This window comes from uncultured Brachyspira sp., from assembly GCF_910578695.1.
Lineage (GTDB): Bacteria > Spirochaetota > Brachyspiria > Brachyspirales > Brachyspiraceae > Brachyspira.
Genome location: NZ_CAJTQJ010000072.1, coordinates 2,940 through 3,695 on the forward strand (window position 1 = coordinate 2,940; position 756 = coordinate 3,695).

The window sequence follows — 756 nt, forward strand, 5'->3', positions numbered from 1 at the left end:
GAATAACTTCATACATAACTACATGGTGTGTTTTAATATATTCATCAAATACTGAATGAAAATCACGACAATATAAACAATAAGTAGTAGAAAAAATAATTGGAAACGATTCTTTCTTTTTCAATTTAGATTCCATCTCTTCTAATGTAATATAAATTATTTCTCCAGGGGTTGAATCTCTTTTATATTCAGTAATCTCCTCTTGATCTTTATCCTTTTTATCAGGTTTTTCATTAATATTTTTATTACAAGCCGTTAATCCTATGATCATTAAACAGATCATCACTATTTTCATAAACTTCATATCTACATTGCCTCCATTATATAAAACATTTACATATTTTAACACTTTTTGCTACAACAATAATATATTATAAAACAAATAATCAATTATTGATATACTTTTTAATATTTTATTATATCAATAAGCACATATTAATAAAAACTCTTATAAAGAAAATAATAACAATTTTGATAACTAATACTTAAATACATTTAAAACTAAACAAAATAAAATACAGCCTTATATAGCTGTATTTTACTTATTATTTAATTGAAGCATGATAATCTTGTAACGATTTAACCTCATGGCTACCATGAATCTTCATTTCCATAATCCCCTCAAGCGAAGCTTTAGCAGCAGCAATATTTGTCATATATGGAATTCTCATCTTAATAGCTGATTTACGAATATAACTATCATCATGTGCACTTTGTTTACCATTAGGTGTATTAATAATCATTGCCAAATCTCCA

The 756-nt window shown here is 24.9% G+C and carries 1 protein-coding gene and 1 pseudogene; both read right to left on the reverse strand.

Translation table 11 applies throughout. The annotated features are described in order from the left end of the window. A pseudogene (locus QZ288_RS11655) lies at nucleotides 1-304 on the reverse strand (hypothetical protein); the annotation flags it as partial. A 241-nt stretch (nucleotides 305-545) separates the two neighbouring features. Beyond that, nucleotides 546-756, reverse strand: a 211-nt coding sequence (locus QZ288_RS11660; RefSeq protein ID WP_295159053.1) for a hypothetical protein, incomplete at its 5' end; no start/stop codon positions are given.